Source organism: Acaryochloris sp. IP29b_bin.148 (assembly GCF_028285565.1).
Classification (GTDB): Bacteria; Cyanobacteriota; Cyanobacteriia; order Thermosynechococcales; family Thermosynechococcaceae; genus Acaryochloris.
On record NZ_JANQOY010000155.1, the window covers coordinates 1 to 23,391 of the forward strand.

Sequence of the window (23,391 nt, forward strand, 5' to 3'; positions counted from 1 at the left end):
CTCAGAGAGGAGTTGTATGGCATCTCATCTTTTATCCTTGATAATATTTTCCCCGCTCGTTGGGGTGGCAATAATCCTTTTGCTCCCTAAGGCTCAAGAGAGCCTTTACAAGTGGATTTCTTTGGCCAATATGGCTCTGGTGAGTGCGCTTACCTTTGCAGCATTCCTCCAATTTGACCCCAATCAGACTGGCTTTCAGCTGGTCGAAAAGACCCTCTGGATTCCTCAGCTCAATGTTTATTACTTGCTAGGAACCGATGGCATTAGCTTCCCGATGGTGGTGTTAACCGCCTTGATTTCTACCCTGGCCAGCATTGGCTCCTTTAGCATCAAGAAACGGGAAAAAGAATACTACTGTCTCTACCTGTTTCTCGTAACAGGCATGATGGGGACCTTCCTAGCTCTAGACATGATTTTGTTCTATGTCTTTTGGGAAGTCGTTCTCGTCCCCATGTATTTCTTGATTGGAATTTGGGGTGGCCCCAGGAAAGAATATGCAGCGATGAAATTCTTCCTGTATACCTTTGCCGGTAGCTTGCTGATGTTGGTGGGCATTTTGGGGATGTACTTTAATTCCGCTCCCCACACCTTCAATATTATGGAGCTGGTGGCCCAAGACTTTAGCTTTGGATTCCAAAAGATTGTCTTTTTGGCTCTGTTTGTGGGCTTTGCAGTCAAAGTTCCCACCTTCCCTTTCCATACTTGGCTACCCGATGCCCATGTGGAAGCCCCCACTCCTATCAGCGTGATTCTGGCGGGCGTGTTGCTGAAAATGGGAACCTACGGATTTTTCCGCTTTAGCTTCCCTATCTTGCCGGAAGCAGCTAACTGGTTCCGCCCTTATCTCGCGATTTTGGCGGCGATTGGCATTGTCTATGGTGGGTTTATTGCCCTGGCCCAGACCGACTTCAAAAAGATGGTGGCCTATTCCAGCATCAGTCATATGGGATTCGTGTTGTTGGGCTTAGCCGCCTTTTCCACCAATGGCTTTAACGGTGCCATGCTTCAGATGTTTAGCCACGGTGTGATCACCGGAGCCTTGTTCTTACTGGTAGGCGTGATTTATGACCGGGCTCATACCCGCGATATGAACGCCTTTGGTGGTCTGAATGCTCAACTTCCTGTCTATTCAGGATTCTTGGTATTCTTCTCCCTCGCCTCTTTGGGGCTACCGGGCCTCAGTGGCTTTGTCAGTGAGTTTCTGGTCTTGCTGGGGTCCTATGAATACAGCAAGCTCTATACCGCGTTTGCCTGTATGGGTATTCTGTTAGCCGCCTGTTATCTCCTGTTTATGGTGCGCCGAGTGCTGTTGGGACCTGCCAACCCCAAGTGGGAAAGCTTGCCCGACATCAATATGCGCGAGGTGGTAACGATTATTCCACTGCTGATTATCACCTTGGGAATTGGGATTTATCCTCGCTATATCCTCAGCTTCTTTATTCCGACGCTGCAGGATCTGCTAGCTAGTATTGGCGGCACATTGATGTAGTTCTGATCAAAACTGAAAGGGGTTCGCCCCTCAATTCATTCCTCCTAGGAGCATTTAAGAAGGTTCGCCTCTTGTTGTTTCTAGGAGGTTTGCTGATCAGGCTTTAATCAGACTTAACGGGTTTGAGAATAAGCGGCATCAGAAATAACCGGGACCTCGGCATGGTGTCCGCGTAAAGATTGCACCACGGAATAGACGACAATCCCGACGGAGCCTAAAAACAAGACATCGAATAAGACAATAATGAACAAGTTTGCTTCGGGGATGGCATTGCCGACGATCGGCGACAGCACTGCAGCATTGACAATATCCATGAGCAACAACAGCATGCGAACGAGCGCCAAGGCAAAACCAATCAAGATGGCTTGCATAGCGTTATAGCGAATTAAGTGGCGGATGCGGTTATTTCTGACCACTCCAACGATCAGCCCGATAAACACCAGGATAGGGACGATAGCCAGCCCTCCACCCCCCGCATAATAAATCGGTGCTAATAGAGAAATGGGTAAAAACAGCCAAGCTAGTGGTGGAAACTGATTAAACAAGAAGCCACCAAAGGGTAAGGCATTGAGTAAGGGAAGAATATACGGTAAACAGGACAGAAGACGCTCCTGTGTGGTGGTTGCTCCGCGCCAAGTCATAGCCGATATTCCTTTGTAGATGCAAGATAATCTTCACCCAATATAAAGGATGTCCGCTTAACTGCAGGGGTATTGGCAGTAGATATTCTAAAACAGAGCGTCTGAAGCATTGTTGTGAAGGTCATGCTCTAGGTATGAGGGGTTTAGCCTCTCCTGAACTCGGGTCACCCATTGATTGATAGAGAGCCTGCTGCCATTACTCAACGTAAGCCACACAAAAACCCATCTGGCAGCGATATTGCTTGAGTTGAGAATCAGAATCAGACCTTTTCTCAAGCAGGCGGCCACAACACAGCCGATCTTGCCGCCAGCGTGGTTGGCCTTCACGATCGGCCAAAAGACAAGACTGGCAAACGGCTTGAGGAGCAAGCAATTGTTCTTCCGTGAGGATGACTAACATAAGCAACCCTGAGGCGACCTGATCTGCCCTAAATCTATTTTATGCGACCCATCCATAAGTTGCCTGAGAGACCACTCTCTTTCAAGGGCAAGGAACGCTGGTGAGCTCACAGCTTGCCGTCTTAAAAAGAGGTGTTAACAATGCAAAGAGACGTTAAGATGATTACTCTAAAGCAGATCTAGATAACTAGGAAAAATATGTATATAAGCATCTGTTCCTATGTTGTCGTGTCTTGATGTATTCGTAATTGTCATAGATCACAGCTTTATTGATTACCGGACAGCGGGAGGCGTTTTGATGCAGACCAGTTTAGATATGTTGACCGAAACCGATCCTGCGATCGCAAAGATGCTGCACCAAGAACTCCAGCGACAGCGTGATCATCTGGAATTGATTGCCAGCGAAAACTTTACTTCGGCGGCAGTTTTGGCTGCTCAAGGCTCTGTCCTCACTAATAAATATGCGGAAGGGTTACCCGGCAAGCGCTATTACGGCGGGTGCGAGTTTATTGATGCGGTTGAGCAGCTGGCGATTGATCGCGCCAAAGAGTTATTTAACGCCGCCCATGTCAATGTCCAACCCCATTCTGGTGCGCAGGCTAATTTTGCTGCCTTTTTAACATTGCTGCAGCCGGGCGATACCTTTATGGGGATGGATTTATCCCATGGAGGGCATCTGACCCACGGCTCGCCTGTGAATGTGTCCGGAAAATGGTTCAATGTGGTCCAATATGGCGTTGATCCCGAGACCGAACAGCTCAATTACGACGCCATTCGAGAGCTAGCGCTTCAGCATCGCCCCAAGCTGATCGTCTGTGGCTATTCAGCCTATCCCCGCATCATTGATTTTGAGAAATTCCGTGCGATCTCAGATGAAATTGATGCCTACCTAATGGCCGATATTGCCCATATTGCCGGGTTAGTCGCGACAGGCCACCATCCTAATCCTCTGCCCTTCTGTGATGTAGTCACCACCACCACCCACAAAACCTTGCGGGGTCCCAGAGGGGGATTGATTATGACCAATAATCCAGACCTGGGCAAACAGTTTAATAAGGCCGTATTTCCAGGCACCCAAGGCGGTCCTCTAGAACATGTGATTGCGGCCAAAGCGGTTGCCTTTGGTGAAGCCCTTCAGCCTGAATTTCGCACCTATTCTGGTCATGTGATCGAAAATGCCCAAACCTTAGCGCAGCAGCTGCAAACGCGCGGCTTCAAAATTGTTTCTAACGGCACAGACAATCATCTCTTGTTGGTGGATTTGCGCTCGATTGGCATGACAGGCAAACAGGCTGACCAACGGGTTAGTCAAGTCAACATTACCGCCAATAAAAACACTGTTCCCTTTGATCCAGAATCTCCTTTTGTGACCAGCGGTTTACGGCTGGGATCACCCGCGATGACTACTCGGGGGATGGGTGTACCAGAATTTACGGAAATTGCCAATATTCTGGCGGATTGTTTACAGGAGCCTGATGATCCAGCCGTGACCGAAGCGTGTCGTCAGCGGGTTGCCCAACTCTGTACACGGTTCCCACTTTATCCTCATCTCAATCATCCTGTTCCTGCCTTAACTTAGATTAGGCTTAGCCCAGCGGCTTGTGTTCCTACCCATTCCTCAGGCATGATGGAACTGTGACAATTTTTTAAGACTGTTTCCTCCTCTGCATGGTTTTAACTTTCCTTACTTAGTAGGATCTTGGATGCCTTATCATCTGGTTGCCTTTCTCGTGGCTGCCTTAGTGGTCCTCTGGAGTACACCAATTGTCAAAAAAATTGGTTTAAAGAGTGGCTATGTAGACTTGCCCGATCCCCGAAAAGTTCATAAGCGGCCAATGGTCCGGTTAGGTGGGGTTTCCATCTTTCTGGGCAGCGAGATCGCGTTGCTGGTTGTTGGGATTTCCGGCGGGTTTGGTAACCTGCCTTCGGCCTCTGCTATTGAACTTGGAGGCGTCATCGTTGGGGGAATGCTCTACTTCTTAATCGGCCTCGCCGATGATTTATTCACCTTAACGCCTTGGTCGCGGCTGTTAATGCAGTTTGCGGTTGCTGGTATGGCGTGGGGTGTGGGGGTGCGAATCGAATTTGTCACCCTTCCTTTTTCCGATCTCGGCTTAATTGATATTCAATGGCTGAGTCTACCGCTCACGCTGGTATGGCTAGTGGGGATGGCCAACGCCATGAACTTTATGGATGGGTTGGACGGCTTAGCCGCCGGAATTTCTGGAATTTCGGCAGTGGTGATGCTGATTGTCAATTTGTCTTTGAACCAAGATACCGTGGCGATATTAGCAGCGGCGCTCGCGGGTGGAGCACTTGGCTTTCTGCGATACAATTTCAATCCTGCCCAGATTTTTATGGGAGACGGGGGCGCTTATTTTTTAGGATTTACCTTAGCCGGCATTGGTGTTATTGGTTTAGTGAAGACGGTGACGACAGTAGCCGTTGCCTTACCCTTCGTGATTTTAGCGGTCCCGATTTTTGATACATCTACAGTGATCTTAAATCGGCTCCGGCGGGGCAAATCTCCCTTTAGTGCCGATAAAGGTCATCTTCACCATCGGCTGTTGCAGGCAGGGCTGTCGCAACGTCGGAGCGTGTTGCTGATTTATGCGATTGTGTTTTGGGTGGGCAGCTTGGCAATCGCCTTTGCTGGCATCCCCGCAGGCAACGCTTATGCCTTGGGAGCCACCCTACTGCTGTTTTACGCTCTTTGGAGAGCGTGGCAACGTTTACAAGAATCATAAACTGAAGAGAGAGTGAACTTTGGCACCGACGTCATCTGAACGCAATAAGGCGGATGCTGAAGTTTAAGAACACCTCAAGGTCTATTCATATGGGTCGAGTCTAGGTTGTCCGACTCGATTGCACCGCATTAATAGTCAAGACAGTCAAACAGCCCACTGGAGTGTATGAGTCAACCTACGTCTCCGCAGCCTCACCAGGCTGACAGTTTACTGGGGAACTTCCTCCGATTTTTGCAACGCCCACGGTATACGATCAAGGTCCCCACTCAGCAGGCAGCGATCGCAAGCGGGTCAACAGCCATCGCCGATCTTCTACGGCTGTACAGCCTCAAAGTGATTATCATGCTGCCCCTGATGGTGCTTCAGTTTTGGGTCAAAGCCCGACTCTCCGATGTGGGCGCTATCCAAGCAGACTCCGAGACTATTTCGCTCAATGCCTTCTTTTGGTATGGGGTGGTACTCGCACCTGTACTGGAAGAAATCATGTTCCGGCTGCCGTTGCGCTATTCTCCCCTCAATCTGGCGTTAACCTTTTGTGTCTGGAGTCTGTTCATCACGTTGACGGTTAACCTACCCCTACCACCGTCTCAAATATTCGTTTTGCTGGTGGTGGGGAGCCTGTTGTTGCGGCTTGGGCTTAAAAAGAGCATTCATCCCAAAGCTGCGCATCGTCTCTATCAACAGTGGTTTCCCGTCTTGTTTTATGGCTCAGTTTTGTTGTTTGGCTTGGCACATCTGACCAACTACAACTTTACAACGGTGATCGATCAAGCTTGGACGTTAACCCCTTTGCTGGTTTTGACGCAAATTGAGGGTGGGATTTTCCTCGCCTTTATTCGTCTCCAATACGGCTTTTGGTGGGCCATCTTTGCCCATAGCTTTCACAATGCAATTGTCTTGACCCTACTGGTGCTTACAGAGCTAAGTTCCCTCGATTCGTTACTCAAGAGGCAAGTACCCACCTTGACCAGTCAAGAAGATATCATACTCCTGGTCTTACTGTTTTTTGTGGTAGATGGACTTATTCTTTGCCTCAGCACCGTATGGGGCATGATTCAAGAATGGCGAGCAGAGCTGCAATAAGCCTCGTTGAAGCATTGGAACGTAAGAATGGCATAGCCGACGATAGATGGGGTGGATTGGCCTACGCTGCATGCCAGATTTTTAGCCCCTTTAAACCCTGAATTGCCAGAGACACAAAAAGGTCAGATTTAATCATGCTTTTTCTTGATTGAGGCTAACCGTGATACCCGTCCATCTTGACTTCAACCTTGCATTGTGGAACAGGCAGGATACAGTGTTGAAGGTGAGTCGAAGGTATTAGAGGGTATGAATCGAAGTGCTGAGGTTATTTGTGTGGGTACTGAACTTCTGTTAGGAGAAGTACTCAATTCAAATGCCCAATTTTTGGGACAGGAACTGGCACGCTTAGGGATTCCACATTTTTATCAGACGGTAGTGGGAGATAACCCTACGCGGATCAAACGTGCGATCGCAATTGCCTGTCAGCGCGCCCAACTGCTAATTTTTACAGGAGGGTTAGGCCCAACGCCCGACGATCTAACCACAGAAACCCTAGCGGAATTTTTTCAGGCTCCCCTCGTTCAACACCCGGAAATTCTCGAAGATATTGCCCAGAAATTTGCGCAGCGCAATCGGGCTCCTAGCCCTTCCAATGACAAGCAAGCATTGCTCCCGGACTCAGCCGCCATCTTGCCCAATCCAATTGGCAGTGCGCCCGGTATGATTTGGCACCCCCGCCCAGAACTGACGATTCTGACCTTTCCGGGGGTTCCCAAAGAGTTTCATTTAATGTGGCAAGAAACCGCTGTTCCTTATCTCCAGGATCAGGGGTGGGTGACCGCCCAAATTTACAATCGGGTGCTGCGATTTTGGGGTATTCCAGAATCAACGCTAGCAGATCAAGTGGCCCCGCTCTTGGCTTTGACCAATCCTACAGTTGCGCCCTATGCCAGCCGGGGCGAAGCCCGCTTACGGATTTCCACCCGTGCCGCCTCCTTAGAGACGGCTAACCAGGTGATTGCCCCCATTGAACAGCAAATTCGACATCTGTGCGGCTTGCACTGTTTTGGGGCCGATGATCAGACCTTAGAGTCAGTGGTGGGAGCTTTGCTGCAGGAAAAGGGGCAGACCCTGGCCGTGGCTGAATCCTGCACGGGAGGAGGACTGGGACAACGACTGACGAGAATATCTGGGAGTTCTGAATATTTCTTGGGCGGGGTGATTTCCTATGCCAACACGGTCAAGCAAGACCTGCTCCAGGTCGATCCGGTGGCTTTGAATCAGCACGGTGCCGTCAGCGCTATCGTGGCCGAACAGATGGCTGCCGGGGTGCGATCGCAATTAAACAGCACCTGGGGCATCAGTATCACGGGGATTGCTGGACCACAGGGGGGAACAGACACCAAACCTGTGGGGCTTGTTTATATTGGTCTGGCAAGTCCCCACCACACCCAGAGTTTTGAGCGTCAAATTAGCCCCTTAAGAGGCAGAGACTGGATTCGACAGTTGAGTGCATCCCATGCCTTAGATCTACTGCGCCGTCAGCTTCTCAGCAACCAAGCATAAAGGGTAGAGCGTTGGCATCCGGGATTGTACGCAAAACACCGACATTCGGTTACAGAGATCACACATTAGGTGAGTAAATATGCTACGTTAAAGAAACGTTATAACAATTTTTGTTTTATAACCGTCTGTAAAAACACCGATTTATACTTTCCAGGCGCGTTACAACGTCACAGCGAGGGGCAACATACTCAATGGACTATTTAGATAAAATTATCGAAAAAATCAAGAATTTTGCTCGTAAGCTTGTTGAAGTTCTAGTTGGCCCTGAAGCAGAGCCTGAGCTAGAAGTTATTCCTATTCCGATTCGAGATCGACGTTAGTCTCTGTCTCACACATTAGCGATTACAAAACCTGAAGCTGCTTACAGTTCTAGTCCAGCTTCAACAAACGGTTGCCGTTTATTGCTCTCCAACTTTTCTGGAAACTGGCAACCGTAGGCCCTGACGAATCACAAACAACATTTTGCTGATTTCTTGTGAATCTTCCTAGCATTCTTGTGCTTCATGGCCCTAACCTAAATCTTTTAGGTCAGCGTGAGCCGGGTATTTACGGTACCATTACCCTCGACAGCATTAATGAGCAGCTGCTGACTCTAGCCCAGACCTTAGATTGTAAGGTTCATTGTCACCAATCCAACCATGAGGGTGACCTTGTGGATGCGATCCAAAATGCGGTAGGCCATGATCATGGCATCTTGATTAACGCAGCGGCTTATACCCATACCAGTGTTGCAATCCGTGATGCGTTAGCAGCAGTCGCTCTTCCTGTCGTCGAAGTCCACCTGAGTAATATTTACCGCCGCGAAGACTTTCGGCATCATTCCTACATTGCCCCTATTGTGGTCGGCCAAATTAGCGGCTTTGGTGCTCAGAGCTATACCTTAGGACTCCAAGCGCTGATTTATCATTTACAACACCAGACCAGCCCCTAGATAATCCGTTACGAAGTCTAGACTATAATGAACTTTTGTTGCTGAAATACGGGATTGTCTAGGGAGAATTCCGTGCACCTACAGTTGGTACCGGAGTTCTCAATGCTAAGACTAGAACATATTAGTAAGGTCTACCCCACAGGCGAAATTCTCAAGGACGTGAACTGGGAACTTAAGCCAGGCGATCGCATTGGTTTGGTCGGGGTAAATGGGGCAGGCAAATCCACCCAGCTCAAAATTATTGCCGGAGAGATTGAACCGACGGCCGGAGAAGTAATTCGGCCCAACAGTCTGCATATTGCTTATCTGAATCAAGAATTCGACGTTGTGCCGAGTCGGACGGTACGGGAAGAGTTTTGGACCGTATTTTCAGAAGCAAACCAAGTTCAGCAACAACAGCATCAAGTTCAACAGCAAATGGAAACTGCGGATCCTGAAACGCTGGATGACTTAATCCATCAACTGGACCGCCTCCAACGTCAGTTTGAAGCGCTAGATGGCTATGGCCTGGAAGCTCGGATTGAGAAAATCTTGCCCGAAATGGGATTTAACCCTGAAGATGGCGATCGCTTAGTCAGTGCCTTTAGTGGCGGTTGGCAAATGCGCATGTGTTTGGGCAAAATCCTGCTGCAAAGCCCCGATATTTTGCTACTGGACGAACCGACCAACCATCTTGATTTAGAAACCATTGAATGGTTAGAAACCTATTTAAAAGGTCTAACGACACCGATGGTGATCGTTTCCCACGATCGCGCCTTTATGGATCGGCTTTGTACCAAGATTGTGGAAACCGAACGTGGGGTAGCCACCTCTTACTTGGGGAATTATTCGGCCTATTTACAACAGAAGGCCGAACAGCAAGCCGCCCAACTGAGTGCTTACGAACATCAGCAAAAAGACCTGGAAAAGCAACAGGCTTATGTGGATCGGTTCCGCGCTAGCGCTACTCGCAGTACCCAGGCTAAAAGTCGTGAAAAACAGCTTGATAAAATAGAGCGGATTGAGGCACCCACCGCTGATGTGCGCACCCTCAAGTTTCAATTTCCGGCGGCACCCCGCAGTGGCCGGGAAGTGATCATTGTTCAAGACATGGTGAAAACCTATGGCGATGATATTTTATTTTTAGGTGCGAACTTATTACTGGAACGGGGCGATCGCGTTGCTATTTTAGGTCCGAATGGGGCTGGCAAATCCACACTCCTACATATGCTGATGGGAACAGAACCTCCCGATGAAGGCACCGTCAAATTTGGAGAACATAACGTTATTCCCGGCTATTTTGAACAGAATCAAGCCGAAGCCTTAGATCTGTCTAAAACGGTGATGGAAACGATTCATGATGAAGTGCCCAACTGGAAAAATGAAGAGGTGCGAACCCTCTTAGGGCGCTTTTTATTCAGTGGCGAAACGGTTTTCAAACGAGTGGAGGCCCTCAGTGGAGGTGAAAAAGCTCGGTTGGCCTTAGCTAAAATGCTGCTTAGTCCCGTCAATTTACTGATTTTAGATGAGCCGACTAATCATCTGGACATCCCGGCTAAAGAAATGCTGGAAGCCGCACTCCAAGACTACGATGGCACCGTCGTCATCGTCTCCCACGATCGCTACTTTATCTCACAAGTCGCCACGAAAATTGTGGAGATCAAGGACGGAGAATTGATTCTCTATCGAGGCAACTATCAGTACTATCAGGAGAAGCTGGCGGCGGCGGCTGAGAAAGCCAAGCAAGACAAAATAGCCGCGGAAAAAGCCGCTAAGGCAGCAGCCAAACGGGCCAAACAACAGGCTAAACGCAAAAAATCTAAAGCCAAAGTGTAGGACAAAGTCATTGCGTGAACACGCTGCTTGGCAGAGGTATGAGCAGGGTCTTAGGGTGACTCATCCCGGATGCGGCCAGCAGACTGCCGATTTTCCCTCATGCTAGAGTATTGTCTGGTGGCGAGTTTTCAGGGTTATCGTGTTTAAACAATTTACTTATCCAACAGTGGCCTTAATGGGGGTTGCCGTACTTGCGATCGCACCCCAACCCTCCCAAGCGCTCAGTCCCGAACAAGTGAGTGGGATTGCCAAGCAAGTAACCGTCCTGATTGAAGGGCAAAACCCAGGATCAGGAGTCATTATCAAGCGAGATGGCAGCACTTATACGGTTCTGACCGCTTTTCACGTCGTCGCTACTCCCGACGAATATGATATTGTCACACCGTCCGATCAGCGCTATAAACTCGACTACCAAACAGTAAAGCGTTTACCTGGTGTTGATCTGGCCATTTTGACCTTTAAGAGTGATCAAACCTACAAGGTCGCCAATGTCGGTAACTCAAACCAGATCCAAGAAGGTCGGCCCATCTTCGTTGCGGGGTTCCCCGTGCCGACTCAAGCGATTAACCTTTCCATTTATCGCTTTACGGAAGGCCGGTTAACTGCTAACTCTTCTAAGCCTTTAGCAGATGGCTATGCCTTGGTCTATAACAACTCCACTCGACCCGGGATGAGTGGTGGACCCGTGTTAGATGATCAAGGCTCATTGGTAGGGATTCACGGTCGCTCGGATGCCCAGCAACAAGGCAATGTCTACTTCAAAAACGATACCAACCTGGGGATTCCGATTGATACCTTCTCAACGATGGCTCCCCGTGTTGGCATCCGGCTAGACACCAGCCCAACCGCAGCACCCTCAACGTCTGCCCCCACAACACCAATCACACCCCAAACGCCGGCCCCTGTGCAGACACCGCCTGCACAAGCTACACCCCCCAGTCTGCCTATTCCAACCGGTCCAAGAGCGGGCGATTTCTATTTGCAGGCCACAGATAAACTTCAGCGAGGCAATGCTCAAGGCGCATTACAGGATCTAGATCAGGCTATCCGTCTGAATCCGAACTACGCCAGTGCCTATGGTGATCGGGCCACGATTAAATTTCAGCAAGGGGATCGTCAGGGCGCGCTTGCTGACCTGGATCGAGCTATTCAAATTGATCCTCAGTTGGCCGATGCTTACGGTATTCGGGGGATGTATCGGGTGGCGGCGGGCAATATCCAAGGGGCGCAGGCTGATGTTGAGCAAGCCGTTCGCCTCAAGCCCGAGATTGGCTATGCTGCTCGGGGCGTTGTCCGCTGGTATGGGAGTGACCTGAAGGGCGCGAAGGCTGATTTCGATCAGGCTCTCAATCTTAATGCTGAGTTTAAGGATGCCTATGCCGTTCACTATTTTCGGGGCATTGTTCGTTGGCAGTTAGGCGATCAAGAAGGAGGGATCACGGATCTCAATCGTTCGATTCAATTGAACCCTAATTATCTGGAAGCGATAGGCGTCCGCGGGATCTTTCGTTTCCAAAGAGGCGATATCCAAGGTTCAATGGCTGATTTGGATCGAGGGGCTCGTCTTAATGCTGGTAGCAGCGATATCTATACTGTCCGCGGCATGTTTCGTCTGGCCCAGGGGAACAGCCTCGGCGCAATTGACGACTTTGATCAGGTCATTCGCCTGAAACCCAACAGTAAAGACATCGCTGATATGCATGGCGGCAAAGGCTTAGCCTATTTCCAAGCAGGGAATGACTCGCAGGCCCTCAATAGCTTACAACAGGCGATTCAGCTAGCCCAAAATCCTCGGTCGTACCAACAATTACGTAATGCTATTGTCCGCGTGCAAAATCAACCGGCCTTACGACCGAAAATGCAGCAATTAATCACACAATATATGCAAACTTATTTGCAAAAATTTATTGGGGATTATATTCAGGCCTATCGTCCCCTTAACAATCCAGGTTAAGGCATGCAGGCATGAGGTCAGCAACGTGGAGGGCTGAAGTGACTCCTCTTGGCGCTGAACATTTAGCCGCAGCCGTCGATCTGGATCAGCATATCTTTGGGGGATGGTGGAGCCTTCAGGGGTATCAGCAAGAAATGGAGCGACCCAGCAGTACGCTGTTGGGGCTGCGCCTCCACCCCATTCATCTCATGACTGGTAAATGGTCTAGTCCAGCAGCTAACCGAGGTCGATCAGCTGTCCCTTCCCTCATTGGCATGGGATGTCTCTGGCGCATTTTGGATGAAGCCCACATCACCTTGCTAGGGGTTCATCCCCAGTATCAGGGCCAAGGACTGGGGCAGGCACTCTTGTGTTCGCTCATGCAAGCGGCCCACACAGACAATGCTAACCGCATCACGCTGGAAGTTCGCGCTACAAACGCCGCTGCTGTAGCATTGTATACCCAGTTTGACTTTCAGATTGCGGGGCGTCGATCCCAGTACTATGAAAATGGTGAGGATGCCTTCGTTCTGTGGCAAGGCAGTTTGCAAACCCCTCAGTTTGTGCGATCGCTTCAGGATTGGCGTCAAAAATCGGAGCGACGATTAGCCACTTGGGGGTGTACAAACCTCAAAATAGTCCTTAATTAAATTAAAAGGGTAATAAGGTATACCGTTTCGTATTATCCACACCTTATTTTGATCGATATCTCACCCAATTCTTGGAAAGATAAACCTAGAATAGATCAAAGGAGTGAGCTGCTTCGTCTAACATCGTGACATTTCTCGCCAGAGAAAGGCCATGCTCGATACAGTGAAAATCCTTATGTAAACGCCAATTCAGCCGATCTATCGTGCTAAAATTGGGTTTACCAGCAAGCAGCAGGTTGTGGGAAAACGCCATGTTTGAACGCTTTACAGAAAAAGCCATTAAAGTCATCATGCTGGCTCAAGAGGAAGCCCGCCGCTTGGGGCACAATTTTGTCGGCACAGAGCAAATTCTTTTGGGTCTCATTGGAGAAGGAACAGGCGTGGCTGCCAAAGTTTTGAAATCCATGGGTGTCAATCTTAAAGATGCTCGCGTTGAAGTAGAAAAAATTATCGGTCGTGGTTCTGGATTTGTGGCGGTAGAGATTCCCTTTACCCCCAGAGCCAAGCGCGTTCTCGAACTGTCTTTGGAAGAGGCCCGTCAACTGGGTCATAACTACATTGGCACTGAGCACCTGCTGTTAGGACTCATCCGCGAGGGTGAAGGAGTCGCCGCCCGTGTTCTAGAAAATCTTGGAGTTGACCTAGCGAAGGTTCGCACCCAAGTCATCCGCATGTTGGGTGAAACGGCAGAGGTCTCTGCTGGCGGTGGCCAAGGCCGCACCAAAACTCCAACCCTTGACGAGTTTGGCGCTAATCTGACCAACCTTGCATCTGAAGGCAAACTCGATCCAGTGGTCGGTCGCCAAAAAGAAATTGAGCGGGTGATCCAGATTCTCGGTCGTCGAACAAAGAACAATCCAGTCTTAATTGGTGAGCCGGGTGTGGGTAAAACTGCGATCGCAGAAGGTCTCGCCCAGCGGATCGCCAATGGGGATATCCCCGATATCCTGGAAGAAAAGCGCGTCGTCACCTTAGATATTGGTCTGCTGGTTGCTGGCACCAAATATCGAGGCGAGTTTGAAGAGCGCCTCAAGAAAATCATGGATGAGATTCGCCAAGCCTCCAACGTGATTTTGGTGATTGACGAAGTTCATACCCTGATCGGTGCAGGGGCTGCCGAAGGAGCAATTGATGCCGCGAATATCCTCAAGCCTGCCTTGGCTCGGGGTGAACTCCAGTGCATCGGTGCCACCACTCTAGATGAGTATCGTAAGCATATTGAGCGGGATGCCGCTCTGGAGCGTCGTTTCCAACCCGTGATGGTGGGTGAGCCTTCCGTAGAAGAAACCATCGAAATTCTCTATGGCCTGCGCGAGCGCTATGAGCAGCACCATAAACTCGACATCTTAGATGAGTCTTTGGAAGCAGCGGCTAAGCTCTCCGATCGCTATATTTCCGATCGCTATCTACCCGACAAAGCCATCGACCTGATTGATGAAGCTGGATCTAGAGTTCGCCTAATCAACTCCCAACTGCCGCCTGCGGCCAAGGAGCTAGATAAAGAACTGCGCAAAGTCCTCAAAGATAAGGATGATGCCGTTCGGTCTCAGGACTTTGACAAGGCGGGTGAGCTACGCGACCGCGAGATGGAAATCAAGTCCGAAATCAAAGCCATCGCTCAGAATAAAAAGTCGAGCGATGAGAACAAGGACGATTCACCCAAAGTCACGGAAGAAGATATCGCCCATATTGTCGCTTCCTGGACGGGGGTTCCCGTCAGTAAGCTGACAGAATCTGAGTCTGAGAAGCTGCTGCATATGGAAGATACGCTGCATCAGCGGTTGATTGGTCAGGATGAAGCGGTTCGCGCTATTTCTCGGGCGATTCGTCGGGCTCGCGTGGGTCTAAAGAATCCCAATCGTCCCATTGCTAGCTTTATTTTCTCTGGTCCAACTGGAGTTGGTAAGACTGAGCTAACTAAGGCGCTAGCCACCTACTTCTTTGGCTCCGAAGAAGCCATGATTCGCTTGGATATGTCCGAGTATATGGAGCGGCATACGGTTTCTAAGTTAATTGGTTCGCCTCCAGGCTATGTGGGCTATAACGAAGGCGGTCAATTGACTGAGGCAGTTCGCCGACGTCCCTACACCGTGGTTCTCTTCGACGAAATCGAAAAGGCTCACCCGGACGTCTTCAATATGCTGCTGCAAATTTTGGAAGATGGTCGCTTGACGGATGCCAAAGGTCGAACCGTCGACTTTAAGAACACCCTGCTGATCATGACTTCCAATATCGGATCGAAGGTGATTGAAAAGGGTGGCGGCGGCCTCGGCTTTGAATTTGCTGAGGATGAAGCGGATTCTCAATACAATCGCATTCGCTCCTTGGTGAATGAAGAGCTGAAGGGCTACTTCCGACCGGAATTCTTAAACCGACTGGACGAAATTATCGTCTTCCGTCAGCTTACTAAGGATGAGGTGAAGGAAATTTCCGAGCTATTGCTGAAGGAAGTCTTCAGTCGTTTGGAAGAGAAAAGCATCACCTTAAACATCACAGATCGCTTTAAGGAGCGGTTGGTGGAAGAGGGATATAACCCCAGCTATGGGGCTCGTCCCTTACGTCGGGCGATTATGCGTCTACTGGAAGACACCTTGGCGGAAGAGATTCTCTCCGGTCGGGTGAAGGAAGGCGATACAGCCATTGTTGATGTCGATGAGGATCAACAAGTTAAAATTGCCCCGGCTGAACAACGGGAACTGCTACCGCAAGCTGCAGAATAATCGATTTTGCCTGCTAATGCAGGCAAAGGGAAACCCTTTCGGATTTCCCTTTCTTGTAGTTCATAATGGTTCAAACAATCTATGACTACAGAAACAACGGTCCATCGCCACTCCCACCCTCACGACCATGACGCCTGTACGCATAGTCATGGCGTGATCGATCCAAGTTTGGCAAGTTCTGAGCGGGGCCTGTGGGCCGTTAAATGGTCGACGGCGGGGCTACTGATCACCGTCTTACTCCAAGTGGGAGCGGTTTATTGGTCTGGGAGTGTGGCCCTCCTAGCCGATTTACTCCACAATGTTGGTGATATTATCAGCGCTTTACCGCTCGGTATTGCCTTCTGGCTGGGACGATTATCCCCAAACCGTCGCTTTCAATATGGCTATGGTCGGGTTGAAGATTTAGCGGGGGTGATGATTATTCTGATTATTGCGGCTAGCGCCGTAGCGACAGGCTATGAATCCATTCAACGGTTTATTCATCCTCAGCCTTTGGAGCATTTGGGAGCCGTTGCGATCGCAGCCAGTATCGGTTTTATTGGCAATGAATCCGTTGCTCTCTTTCGAATTCGGGTTGGCAAGGAAATTGGCAGTGCAGCCTTAGTCGCAGACGGCTACCATGCCCGCACGGATGGCCTTGTTAGCTTAGCAGTCGTCGTCAGTGCAGTCGGGTTATGGCTGGGTTATGCCTGGGCAGATCCCGTCGTCGGATTAGGGATTACCTGCGCATTGCTCCATATCGTTTGGGAGTCTGGCCAGACTGTTTTAACACGTTTGCTAGATGGCGTTGAACCAGAGACAACGGATGACTTGCAGCATGCTTTAGAAGCATACAACTATACCGATTTAAAGGCCCGGTGGATGGGACATCAGCTTTATACCCAAGTTTGTTTGATCGTGGATCCAGCGGTATCGATGGAGGAGGGAGAGGCGATCGCCCATCAAGTTCGTTCGCACCTGCAACAGGAAATACCGTATTTGTCAGATATCTGTATTCAGTTACAAACCCAGCGATAAGTTTTGAGAATTGTGATCTCGGTCAAAAGTCGATATTCCTGCAAAATATCTAGAATGACGATACAGACTATATGCATCGCCCATCAATCCCCAAACTGATGCTTTACTTTCCGTAATATTTAGGCACACTTCTTCAGGCTTTCGGGTCAGGTATTGTACAGTGATCTGCAAAATCTGAATTCCTAGGAGTTGAGCACGATGGATCTTGACCTAGCAATGATGACGGTGTGGCTATTTTTGGGGCTTAGCCTGGGTGTGTTGGGTTTGCTTATGATTGTGACGCTGGCGAATACCTTAAGCGCCATTCAACCTGATAAAACCACAAAAAGACGTTCCTTCAACTTTGGTACTCTCCTACACGGGTGGTTTAGACGCATCCCCTTACCGTCTTCTGGACAAAAACTGGCCCTTCAAAGTGAATCTGAATCCTCAATTTCAGCAATGATGTCATCTTACTTCCCACCCTTAGCTTGTGAGCTTGAGGTCAGATCTGCACCCTTGAGTCCTAACTGTTGTTTATTGCACACGAAGCAAGGCTCTCCGCTGCATGGCGGGGCAATTGCGACACGGCTGACGCGGCTCCGACGGTTAGGCATCTTGCTCTAAGCACCCTTGATGACAACGTTTGACATGTTTTGTAAAGATTTGTTAGGGTGGGGAGTAGTGTGCCCTTGGCCAAACAGTAAGTCATGATGCTAAAAAAATTAATCGTACCCCTGGCTTTTACAGCCACTGTCTTTGCCCAATCTGCAGCTTTGGGACAAATAGCAACCTACTACAGTGACTACTATCAGGGGCGTCAAACGGCATCGGGTGAAATTTTCGATACCTGGGGCAATACGGCAGCTCATCCCTCTCTACCCTTTGGCACTTGGGTACAGGTCACTAATCTCAATAATGGGGCAACCGTTAGTGTTCGGATTAATGATCGATGCAACTGTGGGATTGACCTAAGCAAAGCCGCTGCTCAACAAATTGGTCTGCTCCAAAGTGGTGTGGCTCCTGTCTCTATCAAAGTCTTACGATAATTATTGGCTGTTTCAGCAGGCTAACGCCGAAGAATCTTAGGGATATACCGCTGACGTGCCATGGCCTATACCGAACTATTGAGATAGTTTTGCGGTGACTGTGGCGAGCTTATTTGCGATCGCACGTACCGCATCAACCTGTTTCTCATCGGCTAAATTACCCTGCTCATCGAAAGCTTGATAAGCCCCTGGAATCGCTTTTTGCTCAGGAATGACTAGCACCCCAATCCCTTCTAAAATGGCGCGTACATGGACTAGCCCCCGCATTCCTCCTAGTCCGCCAGGGGAAGTGGCGAGCAGCGCCGCCACTTTGCCGTTAAAACAACTCAACGCCATGGGTGCTTCCTCCGGTTCAGGACGAGAGGCCCAATCAATCGCATTCTTCAGTAACGGGGTAATAGAGCCGTTGTATTCGGGGCAGGCTATCAGTAATCCCTGATGACTTTTGAGGAGAGCCTTAAACTGAAGTACTGATTCTGGGAGACCATCTTTGGCTTCCAAATCCTCATTAAATAAGGGCATGGGATAATCCAGCAAGTCGATTAGGGTGACCTCAGCACCTGCATCCATCGCACCTGCCGCTGCAATTTTGACCAGTTTTTTATTGAAGGACTCAACACGGGCGCTGCCAGCAAAGGCCAGAATCTTAATGGGGGATGACATACTTTCTCTTCCGCGTTTAGCTAAAAATTTGCAAGCGTGCCACTACCGAATGCGTGTTTGATCTGGAGTAGTGAGGCGCTCGTCATGTAACAGAATTCAAATCTACCTGTCTTGTACTTTCTTAGCAAAATTGTTGAAATCTTAAGATAGCACCTCAGCCTGAGGTAGCGTCATTTCCATTCTGACTAGTCTATTCGGCAGTTCGCCCAACGCTGTAAATCTGAAATATCGATACACATTATTTGTCTGTGTTGTCGGAGCAGGAAGTGGTTCGATAAACCTTGATCCTGTCTAGGCGCTTAAGACCATATGGATACCTTAGCAGCTCCGTTGAATGAGGCACTGCCCCACCTATTCCCTGCCAAAGTCTACAACCATCGTCATCGATTGGCCTAAATGCCTGACTTCATAACAAGCAGCAATGTTTACGGGTCTGAGGTGAGCTTCACGAAGTTTACATTTGCGTTACATTAATGGTCATTTTTGTAAATCGACTCACAGCATTCAGTCATAAAAATCTTAAATCGCTGCATTAAAGATGTCTTATCGACCTACGATTTCACTAATTTAGAGTGACGTATTTAAAAGTAAATAAGCGTAAAACTATATAAAATTTGTATTTTTTAATTTAAAGACTAATCAGACTATTTTTTGTTAAAAAATCAATCTTTATCTTAGAAAATGCTGATTTAAAGGATTCATTTTAATCATGGCTTGAATCTTGACATTTCGAAACAATTTAGTTAAAAATAGTTAATATAAAGTTACACAACGGAGTCTATTATGTTTGCACCTGTCGTTGTTTTGACTCGTACCGCTGTTGGCACACCTAGATTTACCAAGCTCAGAGGTAAGGCAATTGCTATGCACTCAAAAGCCATTACCAATTTTTGTAATCAAGCGGGTATAGATCGGACTCAGCGCCAAAATTGGATTCGCCTTGCTCGCGATAACGGCAAGCGCTTAGGTCTACTTGCTTAAGTAGGTTCAACACCATCGAACCTAGAACATTGATAGTTACTAATCTCGGGTGAATATAGTCTGCTGAAAGCTTTACCATCAAGCAGACTATATTCAAATCCCTGAGTTTCAATCCGTCAACAAACTATCTACGAGAAACACTCGCCCATTGGGGTTTAATGCCCCCATGACCATTTGCCAGAAAGGCTCAAATTATTCCATGGGCACGTGAGAGAGCCAAAAGCCAAAAAATACAAAATCAAATTTTTGGTTGGGCGTCCAGTTGAATAAGTCAGCAACAACATACTTCACAGACACAGAACTCACGCGTTGCCGATTTAAAGCAATCACTTCTGGGGAAGCATCTACTGCAATCAGCTTCGTTGCCAAAGGTGCAAGATGTTGAGTCCACAAACCTGTTCCGCAAGACAGTTCTAAAATATTGCCGGATGGTGCCGCAGTCTGGAGAGCAACTTCTACTTCAGATATTTCAGAGAACCACTGCTGACGATGTCCCTCACCACGGTCGTAGCACCCCTGCCGGAAAAACCACTCGTCATACTCTGGAGCACGTTCACGATAGTAGCGGGCTTGCTCTTGCAGGATATTCGATCTGATTGAATCTAGACTTCGTCAATATTTTGCTGATCGCAATTCTACAATGGCTTCAACGCCATCGCTCAATCTTCCGCCAAGAGATTTAGGGGCGCAAGCCAACACCTCTTTCTATCTATCCCTTACTCCCTAAACAGCCCTTTCATAAACATTCAGAGTGAACTGCGTAGCCAGGTGAAAGGCTTATTTTGGGTAGAGCCAGCCTCCGTCTTGGATTGCCATCGAGATTTTGAGGATTAATCCACCTGGAGAGGGGGAGTGATCTGAGAGGATTGGGAGGTTGAGGAAGACTGTGGGGTTTGAGATGAATTGGAGGAAGCAGGTCTTGTGGGTTGGGCTGTACAATTAGCCACTTGGGAACCTGTAAAGATGAGTAGCCCGCTGAGGGTTGCCCCTAGTAAAAATATCCAAGCATGGGACGGGTAAAGGGAGCCAAGCAAGTGGCGACCACTATAGATATGGATAGACCAACTGCGATCGCATGCTTGCAATGAATTTTTGACCTCATTCATCGTTGTCACCATTGTTGTTTATAAAAAATCATCCCTGCGGGACGAGTGACCAGAGCGCGGGCAATGGCCAATCGCTGTTTCGCCTCACAGAAACGCTAGCTGGATCTGGGTCGTCTTGATTTAACAACCCTCTGGTCCACAGAACTTGTGTGCACTCAGAACCTCCGCGTCACAGAGATAGGCGATGCCCGAATAATCATCGAAAAACTGCGCTGCGACCTCATCTGAAATCTTGATGGCCATCTCCCGATTATCGGTGAGCACCTCGATCTTGATATTCGAGCAGGTGTCAGAAACGCTGGGTTGTCCCGACGAGCGAACATTGCGACTGCCTTTACCGCCAGCATCCACCACCGTATAACCGGTGGCACCGGCTGCATCGATGATCTGGACGATCTTTTTCAATAGCAATTTTTCCGTGACGATGACAAGCATGTTAGCTGGCTTGGCCATAGAGGTTACCTCTCAACGTATATATTCAATAAACGATATGAAAACTTCGGAAAACGACAGCAGCGCTATCGCGCTAATCTAGCTTGCAAGTAGGGAATAGGGGTACTATCAGGTCCAGAATCAGCTACCCATAAGGGCCTGGGCGAGTCCGATAAAGAGTGGTATGCCTATAGCTAGCGCAACCGGTGTGCCAACCGCTGTGGACGAGCCGATATAAGCAGAGGGATTAGCCGACGGAATACCGGCTCGTAAGGTGGGCGGCCCAGAGATGTCTGAACTGGAGGCGGCAATCACGGCCAGGATGACGACGCCGCCAAGGCTGAACCCCGTAAGGTAGTGGGCAATCATACCGAAACCGAAGGCAATCAGCCCATGGAGCAGCGGCGCTACAAATGCGTATAGGGCATACCACTGGCCTACCTTGCGCAGCTCACCGAGTCTTGCCGTGGCCTCCATCCCCATAACCAGCATCAATATCGAAAGCAGGCCACGGAATAGGGGTTCGTAAAAGCTCTCAAAAACACTTTCCGGCTTAGTCAGCATACCTAAGGCGAGGCCGAGTAGCAGTGCCGAGAGGGCAGAACCTTGGAGACTATCCTTGACGATGGGCCATATTTTGACCCGCTGTTTTTGAGGACTGCGCTGCTTGCTGCGATACTCGACAGCGGTACCGCCTGGATTGCCCAGATACTCTTGCTTGCTGCGATATTCTTGTTGACTGAGCACTTCGTCTGCAGCACGACGCTTCTGGGTGGTATAGATACTGGCCAAGACAATTGCGGTTACGAGTGCGGGGATGTCCATAAATGGATAAAGAGCAGCAGCCCAAGCTTCATACTGAATGCCTTCGGATTCCAGAATAGTTAGAGCAGCAGCGAGGGTAGAACCACTCACAGCACCAAACAAGCCTGCCGTTGCAATGGCATCCACCATTTTGACTTTTGGCAGCTTGGACAATGTGTAGCGTCCGATGAACACAATCAGGATTCCCACTACCATGGCGAACACAGCAGGCAACAGCATCTCTGCTAGGTTGGCATTGCGGATAGCAATACCACCGCTGAGGCCGACTTTGATCAGCAACATAAAGACGATGAACTTATAAATCGCATCTGGAATTTGCAGTCGGCTATTGACGGCGGCAACGACCATCCCCCCAATTAGAAAACCGAGGGTTGGAGACTGCAATTTATTCAAGAAAAGTGTCAAAAATTCGGATAAAAAATCCACAAATACCTCCTTCTGCCTCTTCTAATGAGGAATGATGATTGTGATCAATGAGTTTTGAAAAGTAGGGGTAAAGTACATCACCCCCTACAGCACATTCTTTAGCGACATCTGTGCTGACATATTCGAAGATGGTCGCTCTCCAAATGAAATAGGAAGGTGATCGTTGTTTTGCATCACCTTATATAGACCTTTATCTATCAAGAATTTAATCTTTATGTACTTAAGTCTATCTTAAAAGTCATGGATTTTTGTGCTTCACAGCATGGATTTTGAACACAATGTTAAATTCAAGTGATAAGTTTTTCTTTTAAGTCAATACTCATGATATATATTTGACTAATGTGAGTTGCGATCGCAGATTTTTCATCATCCGTGCCAACACGGCTATCCAGATTGGATTCAACGAGGACAACAACGGTCTAACGCCTACCGCATGACTGGATCGGCCGGATGGCTTCTGGACGCCTAAAGTGATGTGACTGAACGTCTAGAAAAGTGGGCATATTGGAACTGGATTCGCACTGGATGATCATGGCTAGCGGTTCTTTTTACTGCAATAGCGATCGACCAACCCAAGATCACTGAGTAAGTAACCTTGGATTGGAATGCTAACCGTGCTTTCGTCTTTAGAACCTACTCTACTGAGCTAAATCAATGCCACCTAAAATTCTTTTACAAACCACCCTGCTCCCCACAGAGGAGGATGATTGGACCATCCGTCGGTTTTCGCTGCTACAGAACTATCTCAGTTCTCTCAAGGATGAGGCGGGTGAGCCACTGTTTGAGGTGATGGGTCGCGATCGCACCCCCGATACAAACGGCGACGATCCAGTCCTCAGCACCCTACATACCCAAGACATCGATGAGCTGTGGCTATTTGCCTTAGATGTCGGCGATGGGCTGAGTCAAAAGGACGCTGAAGGGATTACCCGTTTTCATCGCCAAGGAGGAGGGATTTTAATCACCCGCGATCACCAAGATATGGGCATTTCTATGTGT

22 protein-coding genes and 1 pseudogene are annotated in these 23,391 nt (G+C 48.8%); 16 read left to right on the forward strand and 7 right to left on the reverse strand.

Translation table 11 applies throughout. The features are described 5' to 3' along the window. The first annotated feature begins 16 nt into the window (after positions 1-16). Positions 17-1,489, forward strand: coding sequence for an NADH-quinone oxidoreductase subunit M (locus Q0986_RS14690; protein WP_299411600.1), 1,473 nt, complete (start codon positions 17-19; stop codon positions 1,487-1,489). A gap of 113 nt (positions 1,490-1,602) precedes the next feature. Here Q0986_RS14690 and Q0986_RS14695 read toward each other — a convergent pair whose 3' ends face one another. Together Q0986_RS14695 and Q0986_RS14700 are read right to left on the reverse strand one after the other, a co-directional pair. Beyond that, positions 1,603-2,130 carry a Tic20 family protein gene (locus tag Q0986_RS14695; RefSeq protein ID WP_299411602.1) on the reverse strand — a complete coding sequence of 176 codons (528 nt, stop codon included), beginning with the start codon at positions 2,128-2,130 and terminating at the stop codon, positions 1,603-1,605. Positions 2,131-2,326: 196 nt separating this feature from the next. Beyond that, entirely contained in the window at positions 2,327-2,530 is a 204-nt protein-coding gene (locus tag Q0986_RS14700; RefSeq protein WP_299411604.1) for a hypothetical protein, read from the reverse strand. Positions 2,531-2,824: 294 nt separating this feature from the next. Between Q0986_RS14700 and glyA the strand changes: the two genes are divergently transcribed. The 13 genes from glyA (at position 2,825) to Q0986_RS14765 (ending at position 17,959) form a co-directional block, all read left to right on the forward strand. Next, positions 2,825-4,108, forward strand: coding sequence for a serine hydroxymethyltransferase (gene glyA, locus Q0986_RS14705; protein ID WP_299411641.1), 1,284 nt, complete (start codon positions 2,825-2,827; stop codon positions 4,106-4,108). Positions 4,109-4,232: 124 nt separating this feature from the next. Continuing rightward, a complete protein-coding gene (locus tag Q0986_RS14710) occupies positions 4,233-5,276 on the forward strand; it encodes a glycosyltransferase family 4 protein (RefSeq protein ID WP_299411605.1) in 1,044 nt (347 codons plus the stop codon). A gap of 165 nt (positions 5,277-5,441) precedes the next feature. Continuing rightward, positions 5,442-6,359 (forward strand): CPBP family glutamic-type intramembrane protease, encoded by a 918-nt coding sequence (locus Q0986_RS14715; protein WP_299411607.1) that lies wholly within the window; start codon positions 5,442-5,444, stop codon positions 6,357-6,359. Positions 6,360-6,605: 246 nt separating this feature from the next. Continuing rightward, positions 6,606-7,865, forward strand: a complete 1,260-nt coding sequence (locus Q0986_RS14720) for a competence/damage-inducible protein A (RefSeq protein ID WP_299411609.1) — start codon at positions 6,606-6,608, stop codon at positions 7,863-7,865. A 191-nt stretch (positions 7,866-8,056) separates the two neighbouring features. Next, complete coding sequence (locus Q0986_RS14725; RefSeq protein WP_299411611.1) at positions 8,057-8,185, forward strand: DNA topoisomerase I; 129 nt, start codon at positions 8,057-8,059, stop codon at positions 8,183-8,185. A gap of 155 nt (positions 8,186-8,340) precedes the next feature. Continuing rightward, positions 8,341-8,796 (forward strand): type II 3-dehydroquinate dehydratase, encoded by a 456-nt coding sequence (gene aroQ / locus Q0986_RS14730; RefSeq protein ID WP_299411613.1) that lies wholly within the window; start codon positions 8,341-8,343, stop codon positions 8,794-8,796. 102 nt (positions 8,797-8,898) lie between these two features. Continuing rightward, a complete protein-coding gene (locus Q0986_RS14735; protein ID WP_299411615.1) occupies positions 8,899-10,611 on the forward strand; it encodes an ABC-F family ATP-binding cassette domain-containing protein in 1,713 nt (570 codons plus the stop codon). Positions 10,612-10,750: 139 nt separating this feature from the next. Next, positions 10,751-12,565: a serine protease gene (locus Q0986_RS14740; RefSeq protein ID WP_299411617.1), complete on the forward strand. Its 1,815-nt coding sequence runs from the start codon at positions 10,751-10,753 to the stop codon at positions 12,563-12,565. A 38-nt stretch (positions 12,566-12,603) separates the two neighbouring features. After that, complete coding sequence (gene rimI / locus Q0986_RS14745; RefSeq protein ID WP_299411619.1) at positions 12,604-13,194, forward strand: ribosomal protein S18-alanine N-acetyltransferase; 591 nt, start codon at positions 12,604-12,606, stop codon at positions 13,192-13,194. Positions 13,195-13,445: 251 nt separating this feature from the next. Beyond that, the gene (locus Q0986_RS14750; protein WP_299411621.1) at positions 13,446-15,914 is read left to right on the forward strand and encodes an ATP-dependent Clp protease ATP-binding subunit; all 2,469 of its coding nucleotides are present in this window, start codon (positions 13,446-13,448) and stop codon (positions 15,912-15,914) included. Positions 15,915-15,995: 81 nt separating this feature from the next. Further along, complete coding sequence (locus tag Q0986_RS14755; RefSeq protein ID WP_299411624.1) at positions 15,996-16,931, forward strand: cation diffusion facilitator family transporter; 936 nt, start codon at positions 15,996-15,998, stop codon at positions 16,929-16,931. Positions 16,932-17,129: 198 nt separating this feature from the next. Further along, positions 17,130-17,537: a hypothetical protein gene (locus Q0986_RS14760; RefSeq protein WP_299411626.1), complete on the forward strand. Its 408-nt coding sequence runs from the start codon at positions 17,130-17,132 to the stop codon at positions 17,535-17,537. An 86-nt stretch (positions 17,538-17,623) separates the two neighbouring features. Continuing rightward, complete coding sequence (locus Q0986_RS14765) at positions 17,624-17,959, forward strand: septal ring lytic transglycosylase RlpA family protein (RefSeq protein ID WP_366918595.1); 336 nt, start codon at positions 17,624-17,626, stop codon at positions 17,957-17,959. 75 nt (positions 17,960-18,034) lie between these two features. Here Q0986_RS14765 and Q0986_RS14770 read toward each other — a convergent pair whose 3' ends face one another. Next, entirely contained in the window at positions 18,035-18,622 is a 588-nt protein-coding gene (locus tag Q0986_RS14770; protein WP_299411630.1) for an NAD(P)H-dependent oxidoreductase, read from the reverse strand. Between the two features lie 783 nt (positions 18,623-19,405). Between Q0986_RS14770 and Q0986_RS14775 the strand changes: the two genes are divergently transcribed. After that, entirely contained in the window at positions 19,406-19,603 is a 198-nt protein-coding gene (locus Q0986_RS14775) for an electron transporter (protein ID WP_299411632.1), read from the forward strand. A 192-nt stretch (positions 19,604-19,795) separates the two neighbouring features. On the opposite strand, the gene Q0986_RS14780 is transcribed toward Q0986_RS14775, so the two are convergent. The 4 genes from Q0986_RS14780 to Q0986_RS14795 form a co-directional block, all read right to left on the reverse strand. Further along, complete coding sequence (locus tag Q0986_RS14780) at positions 19,796-20,200, reverse strand: methyltransferase domain-containing protein (RefSeq protein ID WP_366918596.1); 405 nt, start codon at positions 20,198-20,200, stop codon at positions 19,796-19,798. Between the two features lie 233 nt (positions 20,201-20,433). Beyond that, positions 20,434-20,709 carry a hypothetical protein gene (locus Q0986_RS14785; protein WP_299411634.1) on the reverse strand — a complete coding sequence of 92 codons (276 nt, stop codon included), beginning with the start codon at positions 20,707-20,709 and terminating at the stop codon, positions 20,434-20,436. A 120-nt stretch (positions 20,710-20,829) separates the two neighbouring features. Next, positions 20,830-21,162, reverse strand: a complete 333-nt coding sequence (locus Q0986_RS14790) for a hypothetical protein (protein ID WP_299411636.1) — start codon at positions 21,160-21,162, stop codon at positions 20,830-20,832. Positions 21,163-21,282: 120 nt separating this feature from the next. After that, on the reverse strand, positions 21,283-22,392 hold the full coding sequence (locus tag Q0986_RS14795; protein ID WP_299411638.1) for a sodium-dependent bicarbonate transport family permease: 1,110 nt from the start codon (positions 22,390-22,392) through the stop codon (positions 21,283-21,285). 654 nt (positions 22,393-23,046) lie between these two features. Here Q0986_RS14795 and Q0986_RS14800 point away from each other — a divergent pair. Continuing rightward, a pseudogene (locus Q0986_RS14800) lies at positions 23,047-23,391 on the forward strand (hypothetical protein); the annotation flags it as partial.